The 14,878-nt window shown below is 64.2% G+C and carries 11 protein-coding genes; 7 read left to right on the forward strand and 4 right to left on the reverse strand.

Annotated elements, in window-relative coordinates:
* The first annotated feature begins 285 nt into the window (after positions 1-285).
* Both acs and HNQ71_RS10130 read left to right on the forward strand, forming a co-directional pair.
* Complete coding sequence (acs, locus tag HNQ71_RS10125) at positions 286-2,241, forward strand: acetate--CoA ligase (protein ID WP_184872458.1); 1,956 nt, start codon at positions 286-288, stop codon at positions 2,239-2,241.
* Complete coding sequence (locus HNQ71_RS10130) at positions 2,241-2,990, forward strand: MOSC domain-containing protein (protein ID WP_184872459.1); 750 nt, start codon at positions 2,241-2,243, stop codon at positions 2,988-2,990. Before acs ends, HNQ71_RS10130 begins: the two co-directional genes overlap by 1 nt.
* Here HNQ71_RS10130 and HNQ71_RS10135 read toward each other — a convergent pair whose 3' ends face one another.
* A complete protein-coding gene (locus HNQ71_RS10135; protein ID WP_184872460.1) occupies positions 2,991-4,253 on the reverse strand; it encodes an SAM-dependent methyltransferase in 1,263 nt (420 codons plus the stop codon).
* Positions 4,254-4,928: 675 nt separating this feature from the next.
* Positions 4,929-5,798 carry a transglutaminase-like domain-containing protein gene (locus HNQ71_RS10140; RefSeq protein WP_184872461.1) on the reverse strand — a complete coding sequence of 290 codons (870 nt, stop codon included), beginning with the start codon at positions 5,796-5,798 and terminating at the stop codon, positions 4,929-4,931.
* Between the two features lie 167 nt (positions 5,799-5,965).
* Here HNQ71_RS10140 and HNQ71_RS10145 point away from each other — a divergent pair, with 167 nt between their 5' ends.
* A complete protein-coding gene (locus HNQ71_RS10145) occupies positions 5,966-6,637 on the forward strand; it encodes an HAD family hydrolase (protein WP_184872462.1) in 672 nt (223 codons plus the stop codon).
* Between the two features lie 66 nt (positions 6,638-6,703).
* On the opposite strand, the gene HNQ71_RS10150 is transcribed toward HNQ71_RS10145, so the two are convergent.
* Positions 6,704-6,925, reverse strand: coding sequence for a DUF1674 domain-containing protein (locus tag HNQ71_RS10150; RefSeq protein ID WP_184872463.1), 222 nt, complete (start codon positions 6,923-6,925; stop codon positions 6,704-6,706).
* 105 nt (positions 6,926-7,030) lie between these two features.
* Between HNQ71_RS10150 and htpX the strand changes: the two genes are divergently transcribed.
* The 4 genes from htpX to purH all read left to right on the forward strand — a co-directional run bounded on the left by htpX (position 7,031) and on the right by purH (position 13,082).
* Entirely contained in the window at positions 7,031-8,050 is a 1,020-nt protein-coding gene (gene htpX / locus HNQ71_RS10155; RefSeq protein WP_184872464.1) for a zinc metalloprotease HtpX, read from the forward strand.
* Positions 8,047-9,435, forward strand: a complete 1,389-nt coding sequence (locus tag HNQ71_RS10160) for a transcription antitermination factor NusB (RefSeq protein ID WP_184872465.1) — start codon at positions 8,047-8,049, stop codon at positions 9,433-9,435. Before htpX ends, HNQ71_RS10160 begins: the two co-directional genes overlap by 4 nt.
* Before the next feature lie 146 nt (positions 9,436-9,581).
* Entirely contained in the window at positions 9,582-11,306 is a 1,725-nt protein-coding gene (locus HNQ71_RS10165; RefSeq protein ID WP_184872466.1) for a heparinase II/III family protein, read from the forward strand.
* A gap of 159 nt (positions 11,307-11,465) precedes the next feature.
* Positions 11,466-13,082: a bifunctional phosphoribosylaminoimidazolecarboxamide formyltransferase/IMP cyclohydrolase gene (purH, locus tag HNQ71_RS10170; protein ID WP_184872467.1), complete on the forward strand. Its 1,617-nt coding sequence runs from the start codon at positions 11,466-11,468 to the stop codon at positions 13,080-13,082.
* Between the two features lie 152 nt (positions 13,083-13,234).
* On the opposite strand, the gene HNQ71_RS10175 is transcribed toward purH, so the two are convergent.
* Positions 13,235-14,611 carry an MFS transporter gene (locus HNQ71_RS10175; RefSeq protein ID WP_184872468.1) on the reverse strand — a complete coding sequence of 459 codons (1,377 nt, stop codon included), beginning with the start codon at positions 14,609-14,611 and terminating at the stop codon, positions 13,235-13,237.
* Positions 14,612-14,878: the final 267 nt, after the last annotated feature.

Below are 14,878 nucleotides of genomic sequence, written 5' to 3' on the forward strand. Positions count from 1 at the left end.
GAATTGTGCGCGCCGTTGCTTAACTGTCTATTGATTTTTCCTGATCGAGAACGGGTTTTCCGCGCGAAAACATGCAGTTAGCAGCGACATCGCCTGAGTGCTGACAGCCGGTGCAAGTCTGGCTGCGGCATCCAGCCGCGCAAACCCCCAAATCTCCCGACAAACCCAATGTCTAATATTGCCGTAGCAAAGGAACTGGTAATAATGCCGCCGAATTCGCGGCCGCGTCGCCGCGATCCCGCCGGCGTTTCAAGCCGGCGGATTGGTTCGGGAGGAAAGCAAGGAATGTCCGAGGTTCATGTCCATCGCGTCCAGCCGGCGTGGAAGAAAAACGCACTGATCGACAATGACACCTACCTGAAATGGTATGCCGACAGCGTCAAGAACCCGGACAAGTTCTGGGGCAAGCACGGCAAGCGCATCGACTGGTTCAAGCCCTTCAGCAAGGTCAAGAACACCTCCTTCGATGGCAAGGTCTCGATCAAGTGGTTCGAGGATGGGCTGACCAATGTCTCCTACAACTGCATCGACCGCCACCTGAAGAAGCGCGGCGACCAGACCGCCATCATCTGGGAAGGCGACAATCCCTACGACGACAAGAAGATCACCTACAACGAGCTTTACGAGCATGTCTGCCGGCTCGCCAATGTGATGAAGAAGCACGGCGTCAAGAAGGGCGACCGCGTCACCATCTACATGCCGATGATCCCGGAAGCTGCCTATGCGATGCTGGCCTGCACGCGGCTGGGCGCCATCCACTCGATCGTCTTCGGCGGCTTCTCGCCGGACGCGCTGGCTGGACGCATCGACGACTGCAAGTCGACCTTCGTCATCACCGCCGATGAAGGCCTGCGCGGCGGCAAGCCGATCCCGCTGAAGGACAACACCGACAAGGCGATCGAGATTGCCGCCAAGGCCGGAACGAAAGTCGAAAAGGTGGTGGTCGTGCGCCGCACCGGCGGCAAGACCGGCTGGGTGGCCGGACGCGACGTCTGGTACCACGACGAGGTCGCGACGGTGAAGGTCGAGTGCAAGCCGGAGAAGATGAAGGCCGAGGATCCGCTGTTCATCCTCTACACATCAGGCTCGACCGGCAAGCCGAAGGGCGTGCTCCACACCACCGCCGGCTATCTCGTCTATGCCTCGATGACGCACCAATATGTCTTCGACTACCATGACGGCGACATCTACTGGTGCACCGCCGATGTCGGCTGGGTCACCGGCCACAGCTACATCGTCTACGGGCCGCTCGCCAACGGCGCCACCACGCTGATGTTCGAAGGCGTGCCGAACTACCCGTCGCAGTCGCGCTTCTGGGAAGTCATCGACAAGCACAAGGTCAACATCTTCTACACCGCGCCGACGGCATTGCGCGCGCTGATGGGCGCCGGCAACGACCCTGTGAAGAAGACTTCTCGCAAGTCGCTGCGCGTACTCGGCTCGGTCGGCGAGCCGATCAATCCGGAAGCCTGGGAGTGGTATTTCAACGTCGTCGGCAACGGCAAGGTGCCGATCGTCGACACCTGGTGGCAGACCGAGACCGGCGGCATCCTGATCACGCCGCTGCCCGGCGCCACCGACCTCAAGGCAGGTTCGGCGACGCGGCCCTTCTTCGGCGTCAAGCCGCAGCTGGTCGACGGCGAGGGCAAGGTGCTGGAGGGCGCGGCCGACGGCAATTTGTGCATCACCGATTCCTGGCCCGGCCAGATGCGGACCGTCTATGGCGACCACGACCGCTTCGTGCAGACCTACTTCTCGACCTACAAGGGCAAGTACTTCACCGGCGACGGCTGCCGCCGCGACGCCGACGGCTACTACTGGATTACCGGCCGCGTCGACGACGTCATAAATGTCTCCGGCCACCGCATGGGCACGGCCGAAGTCGAATCGGCCCTGGTCAGCCACGACAAGGTTTCGGAAGCTGCCGTCGTCGGCTACCCCCACGACATCAAGGGCCAGGGCATCTACTGCTACGTCACGCTGATGGCCGGCGAACAGCCGGGCGAGGAATTGCGCAAGGAACTGATCGCCCATGTCCGCAAGGAGATCGGCGCCATCGCTTCGCCCGACAAAATCCAGTTCGCGCCCGGCCTGCCCAAGACGCGCTCGGGCAAGATCATGCGTCGCATCCTGCGCAAGATCGCCGAGGACGATTTTTCGGCACTCGGCGACACCTCGACACTCGCCGATCCGGCGGTCGTCGAGGACCTGATCTCCAACCGGCAGAACAAGAAAAGCTGATGCAATCGACAGTCGCGGTGGGTTCGGTCACCGAGCTTTGGCGCTATCCGGCAAGTTCGCTCGCCGGCGAGCACTTGGGCGCCATTTCGGTGGGTCACGAAAGCATCGACGGCGACCGCATGTTCGGTCTCGTCGATGCCACGGACAATGAGATCGCACGGCCGGACCGCGATGCGAAATGGCACAAGGTGCCGCGCATCAAGACCCGGTTGTCGCCAACCCGCGACCTGGAAATTGCCATTCCGGACGGCGACTGGCTGGTGGCGCCGGGAGCCGAAAGCGATCGCGCCGTTTCGGCCTATCTCGGGTTCGCGGCCTCGATCCGGCCGTTTCGGAGGGAACACGCGGCGCCCGGCTATTCCGGACCGTTGACCGCCGAGCGTTACCGCAAGGCCCCGATCCACCTTTTGACCACGGCTTCGCTGGCACGGCTGAAGGCATTGCACCCCGAAGGCGTCCCCGACCCGCGCCGCTTCCGTCCCAACATCGTCGTCGACATGGCGCCGGTTGAAGGATCGTTCCCGGAGACGGATTGGATCGGCCGCAAGCTGGCGATCGGCGATCTGCTGCTAACCGTCTCCGAGCCGTGCCGCCGCTGCGGCTTCACCATCATTGCGCAGGATGGTTTCGATCACGACCCGGCCATCCTGCGCAACCTGGTCCGCCACAACGCACACAACCTCGGCGTCTATTGCACGGTCGACCAGCCCGCCCGCGTCGAAATCGGCGCGGCGATGCGATTCGTCTGATCACCGGTAGAGATCCGCCCGCGTCGGCGGCAAGCCGCTCGAGCCCCGCGCACGCTTGGTGGCGACGGTCTGGAAAATCTGCGCCGACGCGCGTTCGAAGGTGATCGAACAGCCCGTCAGGTAAAGCAGCCACAGGCGTGCCTTGGCTTCGCCGACCTCGGCGATCGCCTCATCGAACCTCGCGTGCAGGCGTTCCGCCCACAGCCTGCAGGTGCGGGCATAGTGTTCACGCAGGTTCTCGACATCGTGGACGAGAAAGCCATGCGCCTCGAGATTGCCGAGCGTCATGCCTATGGTGTCGACCTCGCCGCCGGGAAAGATGTATTTGATCAACGCCTTGTATTCGGCGCCCTTGCGCAGCGTCTTCTTTGCGCTGCCTTTGCCGCGCCGGGTGATGGCATGGTGCAGATATATTCCGCCTGGCTTGAGCAAGCGATGGATGGTCGAGAAATAGGTGGCGTGGTTGGCGAGGCCGACGGCCTCGAACATTCCGATCGACGAGATCTTGTCGTAGCTGCCGCTCAGTTCCGTATAGGATTTTATGTCGATGGTGATCCGATCATCGAGACCCTCGGCGTGGATGCGCTCGCGCGCCAGTCGTGTCTGCTCCTCCGACAACGAGACCCCATGGCCGATGGCGCCATAGTGCTTGGCGGCATGGATCAGCATCGCGCCCCAGCCGCAGCCTATGTCGAGCAGCCGGTCGCCGGGCTTCAGCCTGAGTTTGCGGCAGATATGGTTGAGCTTGTCTTGCTGCGCCTGGTCGATGCCGTTGGCGAAATCGGTGAAATAGGCGCAGGTGTAGACCATACGTTCATCGAGGAAGAGCCCGTAGAACGCGTTCGAAATGTCATAATGATGCTCGATCGCCTGCTTGTTCGAACCGCTGACGAAGGGGTTGCGGCCGGCAAGATCGGCTCGGCGCGTCATCTGCTTTCGCGAGAACAGGACTGCGGGCAGGTCGCGCAGGATCGCCAGTTTCGGCAACGCCTTCAACCTCAGCTTGCCCTGTGAGGGCAAGGCATAGAGATCGAACAGCGACCCGTCCTCGACGTCGATCGTCTTGGAAATCCACATCTCGAGCAGCGTCGAAAAATTTGGCCGGCGCGCCAATTGCCAGACGATGTCCTGGTCGTTGATGGCCAGCACCGGACCGCCGGCGGGACCGATCCGCTCGCCGGTCCACAATCTGACGGCAAAGCCCGGCTTCAGCGTTTCAACAACCGTTCGAACGATCCGCGCGGCCCTGTCGGTGGCGTCCATGCTTCCTCCCCGAAGCCAGAGCGCCAATGTTGTCCGTTTGCCCCCGGACCGCAAGCCACCCCGTCTGGCCAGCCCGTCTGGCTAGACGGGGTGGGCAGAATGGCCGGAAAGACACACACCCGGCTTTTTGAGGGTGACGCCTTGCCATTTGCCAATTCAGACCCCATCATCTCAGTGTGTTCAACAAATCGAAAGGAGGTGATCCGATGTCGAGTGATTTCGTTTTCCAGAACGTGGCCTCAGCGGATTGCACTTTCGGGAAGCAGACTTCCCGTTAAGGCGCGAGATGCGCGGTAGGTGACCTCACGGGTCACCGCCATTGGCCGCGCCACGGACGGAAACACGGAAGGCCGCCGGCTTCGAAAGAAGCGGCGGCCTTTTCCTTTTGGACCAGCGTCCAGCGGAAATTCCGCATCCTGCAGCCTCCACTCGCCTCGGCCTCGTCGCCGCGGGAAGGACAATGCAGGATCCCGGCCGGGTGACACCGCTACGGCACAGAAGACCCAACCATCCACCAACAACTTGTTGTTTTTGTTTGGGTTCGAGCTGCGCAAAGGTGAATGACTGGTAAATGGAAAGACGCTTTTTCGGCCTCGTTTACGAACCGCTTACCATGATCAAGCCACGGGGACAGGCGTCAACCTCCGGATCACATACCCCTCGGCTACCGAGAGATCAGGCCAGCATCTGCGCGCTGACCGTCCTGTCGATGCCATGATAGGGCGGGTTGAACAGATTGCCTTCCTGCTCGTAGGTCCACACCTTGAACAGGCTGAGCTGGTGCGGGCCGAAACTGTGCAGCAGCGGCACGTCGGTGGCGTCGCGGCCGCGCGCTATGACGACGCGGCCGACCCTCGGCGTGTTGTGGCGGGCATCGAATGTGTACCACTTGCCGTCGAGGAACACCTCCAGCCACGCCGAGAAATCCATCGGCGCCGGATCGGCCGGCACGCCGATGTCGCCGAGATAGCCGTTCACATAGCGCGCAGGAATGTTCATGCAGCGGCAGAGCGTGATCGCCAGATGAGCGAAGTCGCGGCAGACACCGACGCGCTCCTCATGGGCCTGTGCCGCGGTGCGGGTCGAACGCGCATAGCCGTAGCCGAAGGATAGCCGGTTGTGGACATAGTCGACGATCGCTTGCACCCGCGCCCAACCCGAGGGGACATGGCCGAAAAGCTGCCACGCCAGGGCGCTGAGATGATCGGTCTCGCAATAGCGGCTGCCGAGGAGATAACCGAGCACCTCGTCGGGCAGCTCCGCGACCGGCACTTCCCTGGCCAGTGTGTTGACTTCGTCGGCCTCGCCGCTGTCCTCGACGACTGCATCATAAAGGATGCGAAAACCGCCGGCGGGCGCGGTGAAACGACGGCAGCCATTGCCATACAGATCGTGGTAGAGCCTGGTCGACACCGCAGGCGACGTCAGCACCCGCGTCTGTCGCTTGATGTCGGCGTGCCTGTCCTTGTGGATCTCGAGCAGCGAAATCACCGGGGTGGCCGCGGTGCACTCTATGGCGATTTCGTAGCCGAGCCGGATCAGCATCGCAGTCCCCCTTCGATCGTCGTGGAAAACAGTTTTGCTCAAACGCGAGAGGACGGACTGTGGTTCCCTGGGACTATCGAAAAACGGGCCCTCGCGCCTTCCCATACCGACGCCGCGACGTTAGGTTCGGCGACCGCCGCAAGCGCTCCCCCAATTCAAGGAAAACCATGTTCGCAGGCAAGAAATTCGCGGCCTTCCTTTTCGATATGGACGGCACGCTGCTCAATTCGACCGCGGCCGCGGAACGCGTCTGGAGCAATTGGGCGATGGGGCACGGCCTCGACGTGGCGACTTTCCTGCCAACGATGCATGGCAGGCGGGCCATCGAGACCGTGCGCCGGCTGGCACTTCCCGGGGTCGACCCACAGCACGAGGCGAACGAGATTACACGGGCCGAAATCGCCGATGTCGAAGGGGTCAATGCGATCGCCGGCGCCGCTGCATTCCTAAGTGCGCTGCCGCCGGATCGCTGGGCCATCGTAACGTCATCGCCGCTCGCGCTTGCGCTGGTGCGGATCGAAGCGGCTGGCATCCCGCGTCCGGCGACAATGGTCACGGCGGAAGACGTGGTTCACGGCAAGCCTGCCCCCGACTGCTTCCTGTTGGCGGCCGAACGGCTTGGCTTCGACGCTCACGACTGCGTGGTTTTCGAGGACGCAACGCCGGGCATCCAGGCGGGCGAGGCGGCCGGCGCCACGGTGGTGGTGATCACCGCGACACACCAGCACAAGATGGAAACGCCGCATGAAACTATCCTTGACTACAACAACCTGACAGCGGTCATCGACGCCCAGGGCCGGCTTGGTCTGGAGCAGATACGAAGCGCGGCGGCTTCCTGATGCAGGTCGCCCAAAGCGCGTAGCGATTTTGGGACAATGACCGGCATAAAAACACCCCGGCAACGCCTAGAAATCGCTGGTCAGGCCCTTGATCTCCCAGTCGCCGTAGCGGCCGGGTTCCTTGCCGCCACGGCCGCCGATTTCCTTCGGCGCCGCGGCTTCCTTCTCCAGATATTTCACGCGCCTTGCCTCGGCTTCCGCGAGCGCACGGCTGGCCTCCGGCGTCAGCGCCTTTGGCTGGACGTCATGGCCAAGCTCGGCATCGGTTTTACTGGTTTCGTCGTTCATGCGATATGTCCGGCGGATTGAAACAGCGACAGGTGTTTCCCATCATATAGCGATGAGCTCACAGGGATCGACCCCCTTTCAGCGGAACCGAGACGGGAGCAGACGATGAATACACTTCGCACCGCCATGCTTCTTGCCGCGATGACGGCGCTGTTCATGGGCGTCGGCTTTCTGATCGGCGGATCGGGCGGCATGATGATCGCGTTGGTCATCGCCGCCGGCACCAATCTGTTCAGCTACTGGAACGCCGATAAGATGGTGTTGTCGATGAACCGCGCCGTTGAGGTCGACGAAAAGAACGCGCCCGAATATTACGCCATCGTTCGGTCACTGGCCCAACAGGCCGGCCTGCCGATGCCGAAGACCTACCTGATCGACAATCCGCAGCCAAACGCCTTCGCCACCGGTCGCAACCCGCAGAACGCGGCCGTCGCCGCCTCCACCGGCCTGCTGCAGAGGCTGAGCCATGAAGAGGTCGCGGCAGTGATGGCGCATGAACTCGCCCATGTGCAGCACCGCGACACGCTGACCATGACTATCGTCGCCACCTTTGCCGGCGCCATCTCGATGCTTGGCAATTTCGCCTTCTTCCTCGGCGGCAACCGCGACAACAATCCGTTCGGCTTTGTCGGCGTACTGGCGGCGATGATCGTGGCTCCTTTTGCTGCGATGATCGTGCAGATGGCGGTCAGCCGCACCCGCGAATACGAGGCCGACCGGCGCGGCGCCGAAATCTGTGGACACCCGCTCTGGCTGGCGTCCGCCCTTGACAAGATCGCTCGCGGCGCCGAACGCATTCCCAACCCCGATGCCGAGCGCAATCCGGCAATGGCGCATCTCTTCATCATCAATCCTCTTTCCGGCGAGCGCATGGACAGTCTGTTTTCCACCCACCCGAGCACCGAAAACCGCATCGCTGCTTTGCAAGCGATGGCGCACCAGATGGAAGGCAGCGACACTCGGGTCGCACCACGCCAGGCGCCGATGCCGCAGCAGGCAGACGAACAGCGGCCATCGGGCCCGTGGGATCAGGCAGCGCGGCCTGAACAGCCGGCGGAACCTGCCGCGCCGAAGCCCAATCCGTGGGGGCGCAACCCGACCGGGCCCAAAGGCCGGTGGTCGTGAGCGTGGCGGGCAGAGGACCTCGACGCGCAGTTTCAGGCGATCAGGAACACAATGCGGGCGGCGACTTCGTTGCCGGTCTTGCCGCCCGCAAGGCGGCGGCGCGCCTGCTTGCCGCCGTCATCGACGCCAGGACGCCGCTCGACGGGCTGACCGATCACGAGAACGGCCACCCGCAATACAGAGCGCTCGACCTGCGCGATCGCGGCTTGGTCCGCGCCATCCTGGTCACCGCACTGCGCTATCGCATGACCATCACCGGGCTGCTGGCGCGCCGGCTGGAAAAGCCACTGCCGCCCAACGCCACCGCCCTGTCGCACATATTGCATGTCGCGGTGGCCCAGATCCTGTTCCTCGACATTCCCGACAGCGCCGCCGTCGACCTGGCGGTGACCCACGCCAAGTCCGATCCGCGCACGGTGCGTTTTTCCGGCCTGGTCAACGGCGTGCTGCGCACACTCGCGCGCGCCAAGGAAACGGAGTTGCCTGCCGCTCTCGACGCCACCGACGAAGCGCCCAAATGGTTCTCCGACCGGCTGAAGGCTGCCTATGGCAATGAAAAGGCCAGGCAGATTCTCGCCGCACATCGGCACGAAGCGCCGGTCGATTTCTCGGTCAAGGCCGATCCAGAGCTATGGGCCGAACGGCTCGGCGGCATCGTCCTGCCGACCGGCACAATTCGGGTGGAAAAGCTTGCCGGTCCCGTCACCGAATTGCCCGGCTTTCCCGACGGCGCCTGGTGGGTCCAGGACGCCGCCGCCAGCCTGCCGGCGCGGCTGTTCGGCGATGTCAGGGGACTTCGCGTTGCCGATCTCTGCGCCGCTCCCGGTGGCAAGACCGCGCAGCTCATTCTCGCCGGCGCCAAGGTCACCGCCGTCGACACGTCGAAGAACCGGCTGGTGCGGCTGACGCAAAATCTCGACCGCCTCGGCCTGTCCGCCGACATCGTCCAGGCCGACCTCACCAAATACGAGCCGAAGGAATTGTTCGACGCCGTGCTCCTCGACGCGCCCTGCTCGTCGACCGGCACGGTGCGGCGACATCCCGACGTGCCATGGACCAAGACGGCGGCCGATGTCGAAAAGCTCGCCGACCTGCAACGCAAGCTGCTCGCCCGCGCCGTCACGCTGGTAAGACCCGGCGGCAGGATCGTCTTTTCCAACTGTTCGCTCGACCCGCTCGAGGGCGAGGATCTCTATCGCGCCTTTCTGGCCGGCACGGCTGAAATAGCCAACGATCCGCTGCGGCAAGGCGAGATCGCCGGCATCGATCCGTTCCTGACGCCGCTAGGCACTTTGCGCACCACGCCCGCCGATCTGGACCTCGGCGCGCCGGAACGCTCGGGCCTCGACGGCTTCTTCGCCGCCCGCATGCGCCGAGCCGGCTAAATATCTAACCGCCGGGATTTGCTGATTTTTTAGGGAAGGTCGGGGGCAACACCGGGTGAACCGGCGCCGTCCGATGGAATTCGCCTTCGCACGAGTCGTGCAATCATGTAAACTTGCGCCGGGGTAGAGGACGATCAGGAGGGGATTTGGCACTTGCTGCCAGCAACACGACGCGTCTATGGACGCTTGTCGCGAAGGAGTTCTGGCGCAAAACGCGCCGGCGCTTGCGTGCCGGGCCGATCTATCGTTGGCGCTATTCCGGCCGCACGCCCGAACGTGTGCTGATCGCACCGCCGGACCTGCGTCTGGCCGATCCGCAGATCGCGCTCGAGATCTACTACGGCCGTTATCCCCTGTCGGGGCATCTGGTCGAGACCGGCGGCAGATCGCCCTTCCAGATCAACGTCCCCAACCATGGCTGGCAAAAGACGCTGCACGGATTTCGCTGGCTGCGCCACATGCGCGCCGCCGGCACCGAGCTCGCCGCCGCCAACGCCCGCGCGCTGGTCTCCGACTGGATCACCATCCATGGCAGCCATATTTCCGGCATCGCCTGGGAGCCCGGCACGACGGCCAAGCGCATCATCGCCTGGCTGCAGCATTCCTCCGTCGTGCTGCAGGGCGCCGAATTCCCCTTCTACCGCGCCTTCCTGAAGACGCTTGCCGTCCAGATCCGCTACCTCAGGTCGATGGCGCGCGAAATGCCGGATGGCAAGGACAGGCTGCGCGCCCGCATCGCGTTGGCCTTCGCCGCCCTGTCCTTGCCGGCGCCGGCATCGGCGCTGCGCGGCGCCACCCGCAACCTGGCCACGGAACTCGACCGTCAGATCCTTGCCGACGGCGGTCACATTTCGCGCAATCCGATGGTCGTCCTGGAAATCCTCGCCGACCTTTTGCCGCTGCGCCAGACCTATGCCAACCAGGCCGAAACGCCGCCACAGGCCCTCATCGGCGCCATCGACCGCATGCTGCCGGCGCTGCGCTTCTTCCGCCATCAGGACGGCAGCCTCGCCCGCTTCAACGGCATGGGCGCCACTATCCACGATCGTATCGCCACCATCCTGCGTCACGACGACACCGCCGGTTCGCCGCTGCTGCATGCGCCGCATTCCGGCTACGAGCGCCTGTCGATGGGCGGCGTCACCGTCATCGCCGACACCGGCCTGCCGCCGCCGGTCGACGTGTCCAACGCCGCGCACGCCGGCTGCCTCGCCTTCGAACTGTCGTCCGGCCGCCAGCACTACGTCGTCAACGCCGGCATCGACACCTATGGCGTCGCCGAGTTCCGGCCGCTGGCGCGCGCCACGGCCGCGCACTCGACCGCCACCATCAACGACACCTCGTCGGCACGCTTCAGCCATTCGTTGCGTGTCAACGACCTGCTCGGCTCACCGTTGATCGCCGGGCCGCAGCAGGTGCAGTGCAAGCGCACCGACCAGAAAGGAATTCAAGGTTTCATCGCCCGCCATGACGGCTATGTACCGCGCTTCGGCTTCCTGCATGAGCGCGAGCTGAAACTGTCGCAGAACGGCAACGTGCTGGCCGGAAGGGACCGCTTTCTGCGGCCCGGCAATGCGGCGATCCGCAACAATGGCCGCGACTTCGTCACCATCCGCTTCCACGTCCACCCCGACGTCAACCTGCTGCAGGACGAACACGATCGACTGGTCCTGGCCGGCGATCAGGCCGACACCTGGGTGTTCACCTCCAGCGAAGTGGTGCCGGAGGTCGAGGAATCGATCTATTTCGCCGGTCTCGGCGGCCCGCGCCGCAGCCGCCAGATCGTGCTTGCCTTCAAGGCCTCGGAAGTCGCCGAAGTCCACTGGCAGCTGACACGCACCAGCATCGCCGGTTACTCGGAAAACAACTGACCCGTATCTGCCTCGAGCATGAGGCCGAAACCTTGCAGACTTTTCGGATGAACATCGTGCGGCAAAACAAGAGCCAGGCAGCGCTTCCGGTTTGATTTCCCGTTGTCATGTGCTACGGCGCGGGCAACCACCACACCAGCCGTGAAAGGCCGCCAGCCCATGGCCGTCGCCGCCAAGAACATTCCAGCACCTGACCTCGTTCCGGTCCGTCGCGCCCTGCTTTCCGTCTTCGACAAGACCGGCCTGATCGATTTCGCCAGGGCACTGGCGGCGGCCGGCGTCGAGCTGGTCTCGACCGGCGGCACGGCAAAGGCGATCGCCGAGGCGGGCCTGGCGGTGCGTGATGTCTCCGAGCTCACCGGTTTTCCCGAGATCATGGATGGCCGCGTCAAGACCTTGCATCCCAGCGTGCATGGCGCGCTGCTTGGCGTGCGCGACGACCCCGAGCACTCGGCTGCGATGCGCAAATACGGCATCGAGCCGATCGATCTCGTCGTCTCCAATCTCTATCCGTTCGAGGACGTCCGTCGCTCCGGCGCCGACTACGCCGCGATTGTCGAGAACATCGACATTGGCGGCCCGGCGATGATCCGCGCCTCGGCCAAGAACCATGCCTATGTCGCCATCGTCACCGACCCCGGTGACTATGCCTCGGTGCTGAATGCGCTGGAGATGAACATCGGCTCGCTGTCGCTGGATTTCCGCAAGAAGCTGGCGGCCAAGGCCTTTGCCCGCACCGCCACCTATGACGCGGCGATCTCTGGCTGGTTCGCCGAGGCGCTGGAGATCGAGCATCCGATGTGGCGCGCTTTCGGCGGCAGGCTGGTCGAGGTGATGCGCTACGGCGAGAACCCGCACCAGAGCGCCGGCTTTTACGTCAACGGCGACAAACGGCCGGGCGTCGCCACGGCACGCCAGCTGCAGGGTAAGCAGCTCTCCTACAACAACATCAACGACACCGACGCCGCCTTCGAACTGGCCGGCGAATTCGACCCGAACCGCTCCGCCGCCGTCGCCATCATCAAGCACGCCAACCCGTGCGGCGTCGCCGAGGGCGCGTCGCTGAAGGCAGCCTACGCCAAGGCGCTCGCCTGCGATCCGGTCTCGGCCTTCGGCGGCATCGTCGCCATGAATCGCACCCTCGATGCCGAGGCGGCGGAAGAAATCGTGAAAACCTTCACCGAGGTGATCATCGCACCCGACGCGACCGACGAGGCAGCCGCAATCGTCGCGGCGAGGAAGAACCTGCGCCTGCTGGTCACCGGCGGCCTGCCGGACCCGCGCACGCCTGGCACGACGGTCAAATCCGTCGCCGGTGGCATCCTCGTCCAGGGCAGGGACAATGCCGTGGTCGACGACCTCGAGCTGAAAGTGGTGACCAAGCGCGCACCGACAGCGGCCGAAATGGCCGACCTGAAATTCGCCTTCCGCATCGCCAAGCACGTCAAGTCCAACGCCATCGTCTACGCCAGGGACGGCGCCACCGTCGGCATTGGCGCCGGCCAGATGAGCCGGGTCGATTCCTCGCGCATCGCCGCGCGCAAGGCGCTCGACGCGGCCGAGGCGGCGGGCCTTGCCGAACCGCTGACCAAGGGCTCGGTCGTCGCCTCTGACGCGTTCTTCCCCTTCGCCGACGGATTGCTGTCGGCGATCGAAGCCGGCGCCACCGCCGTCATCCAGCCCGGCGGCTCGATGCGCGACGACGACGTCATCGCCGCCGCCGACGCGCACGGCATCGCCATGGTGTTTACCGGCGTGAGACACTTCCGGCACTAGTTGCCGGTAGAGAGATGTTTGAGAATTCGCTCCGCTGAGTCGGATGGCGTGGTTTTCGAGAACCGGAGCGGAGCGGACATTCAAGTCCGTGAGCACCGGAAGCGCAGAAAACCGCGCCAGGCGGCCTGCGGAGTAGAATTATCGAACGTCTCTCACTCCACCGGCTGGTCCGCCGGATAGGGCGTCCTGACCAGGATCGCCATGCCGATGCCCAGGAACAGGATGATCACCGCCATGCCGAGCCGCGCCGAGTCGCTGACGGCGGTGATGGTTGCCACCAGGAACGGCGCCAGGAAGCTGGTTGCCCGTCCGGCCAGCGCATAGATGCCGAAATAGCGGCCTGATTCCGCCGCCGTGACGCTGCGCGCCATGTAGGAGCGCGACGATGCCTGCACCGGCCCGAAGGCCAGGCCGATCAACAGGCCATACAGGATGTAGGCCTTTTCAGCCGCGGTGCCGAACAGGCCGCCTGAATCGACCGTCGAGAGCTGTATCAGGCCAAGCAGCGTGAACCCCGGACCGGTCGAGACGACGCCGATGGTGGCGATGGACAGCATGACCAGCGCAATCATCACCACCGCCTTGGATCCGAGCGCGGTGTCGAGGCGCGCCGCGACCCAGCAGCCCAGGATGGCGACGACATTGAGGATGATGCCGAACATGCCGATCTCGGTGATCGACCAGTGGAACATCGCCGCCGCAAAGGTGCCGCCCAATGCCAGCAGCGCGTTGACGCCGTCCTGGTAGATCATGCGGGCGACGAGGAAGCGGAAGATGCCGCCACGCTGGCGCACCTCGGCCAGCGTCGACTTCAACTCCGACAGGCCTTCGCGCACCGCCGGCCCGATCGGGATGCCCTTGATGGCATCCGGCGTGAAGAAGAACATCGGCAGGATGAACAGGAAGTACCAGCCGGCCGACAGCGGCCCGGTGGCACGCGCGTCCTCGCCGAGTTTCGGGTCGAGGCCGAACAGCGGGTCGAGGCCGATGATCGTCTTGCCGGTCTCGGGTGAACCGGCCATGCAGGTGACGACGAAGATCAGCGCGATCATGCCGCCGAGATAACCGAGGCCCCAGGCAATGTTGGAGATGCGGCCGATTTCGCTCTTCGGCACCAGGCGCGGCATCATCGAATCGTTGAACACGGTCGAGAATTCCGCCGCCACCGAGGCCAGCGAGAACAGCGCCACGATGAGGAACAGGTTGGAGCCGGGAGCGGCGAACCAGAGCAGGCAAAGACTGGTGATCTTGATCGCGGCGAAAAACGCAATCCATGGCTTGCGCGGCCCGGTCTGGTCGGCGATCGAGCCGAGGATCGGCGACAGCACGGCGATGACCAGCCCCGCCGCGGCAATGCCGTAGCCCCAGACCGCCTGGCCGGTATTGGGATCGCTCGCCATGCGCGAAACGAAATAGGGGCCGAAGATGAAGGTGGTGACGACGGTGAAGAACGGCTGCGCCGCCCAGTCGAAGAACATCCATCCCCAGATGCCGGCCTTGGACGTCCGCTGCACTGCTACCTCGGCCATGTCCCCTCCTCAGCATCCGCTCTGCCCGCGTCGCGCGTCATGTCTGCATGTTTCCCGTGCTCATGCAACGAACAAGCATGGCGCCGCCCCTCATTGCCCTGCCGGGCATTTCTCCCCGTATGGCGAAGGGGAGTAAGACACCGTTATCGACGGCTTCGCCAACGGTCAGCGTTGCAGCAAGGCGCTGACAATCGTGACCGGCTCCCTTCTCCCCGTCACTATACGGGGAGAAGGTGGCGGCAGCCGGATGAGGGGCAGCGCCTGCCT

This window comes from Mesorhizobium sangaii (assembly GCF_014207355.1).
GTDB lineage: Bacteria > Pseudomonadota > Alphaproteobacteria > Rhizobiales > Rhizobiaceae > Mesorhizobium > Mesorhizobium sangaii.

Coding starts and splice junctions, on each gene's coding strand:
- htpX (WP_184872464.1), top strand. CDS start 7,031: ATGAATACACTTCGCACCGCCATGCTTCTTGCCGCGATGACGGCGCTG.
- purH (WP_184872467.1), top strand. CDS start 11,466: ATGGCCGTCGCCGCCAAGAACATTCCAGCACCTGACCTCGTTCCGGTC.
- HNQ71_RS10135 (WP_184872460.1), bottom strand. CDS start 4,253: ATGGACGCCACCGACAGGGCCGCGCGGATCGTTCGAACGGTTGTTGAA.
- HNQ71_RS10150 (WP_184872463.1), bottom strand. CDS start 6,925: ATGAACGACGAAACCAGTAAAACCGATGCCGAGCTTGGCCATGACGTC.
- HNQ71_RS10140 (WP_184872461.1), bottom strand. CDS start 5,798: ATGCTGATCCGGCTCGGCTACGAAATCGCCATAGAGTGCACCGCGGCC.
- acs (WP_184872458.1), top strand. CDS start 286: ATGTCCGAGGTTCATGTCCATCGCGTCCAGCCGGCGTGGAAGAAAAAC.
- HNQ71_RS10130 (WP_184872459.1), top strand. CDS start 2,241: ATGCAATCGACAGTCGCGGTGGGTTCGGTCACCGAGCTTTGGCGCTAT.
- HNQ71_RS10145 (WP_184872462.1), top strand. CDS start 5,966: ATGTTCGCAGGCAAGAAATTCGCGGCCTTCCTTTTCGATATGGACGGC.
- HNQ71_RS10175 (WP_184872468.1), bottom strand. CDS start 14,611: ATGGCCGAGGTAGCAGTGCAGCGGACGTCCAAGGCCGGCATCTGGGGA.